Origin of the sequence: Acinetobacter lwoffii (genome assembly GCF_024129855.1) — a bacterium.
GTDB classification, from domain to species: domain Bacteria; phylum Pseudomonadota; class Gammaproteobacteria; order Pseudomonadales; family Moraxellaceae; genus Acinetobacter; species Acinetobacter lwoffii_L.
Genome location: NZ_JAMXXC010000076.1, coordinates 1 through 403, shown reverse-complemented (window position 1 = coordinate 403; position 403 = coordinate 1). Strand labels below are relative to the sequence as shown.

The window sequence follows — 403 nt, the reverse complement described above, 5'->3', positions numbered from 1 at the left end:
AAGCTGTTGCATCTACGCTTTTGTGAGGCTGAAACGACCTTTGACTATATGCTTTCAACCCGAGCCTACATTGAGCAATACGGCAAGCCCTTGGCCTTTTATAGCGATAAACACTCGGTATTTAGAGTCAACCAGAAATCCAGGCAAGACAGCCAGATCACGCAATTTGGGCGGATTCTGAATGAGTTAAACATTGATATTATCTTCGCCAATTCACCCCAGGCCAAAGGTCGCGTAGAGCGAGCGAATAGAACCCTTCAGGACCGTTTGATCAAGGAGATGCGCCTGGAAGGCATCTGTTCGATTGCAGAAGCAAATGCCTGGCTGCCCTGCTTTATTGAGCATTTCAATCAGAAGTTTGCCAAGTGTGCGCGAAACTCAAAGAATTTACATCGGCCATTAA

The 403-nt window shown here is 46.4% G+C and carries 1 protein-coding gene; it reads left to right on the top strand.

Going from position 1 to position 403, the window contains the following annotated elements:
• Nucleotides 1-403: transposase family protein (locus NI465_RS16565; protein WP_494399515.1), on the top strand; the 403-nt coding region annotated here is incomplete at both ends.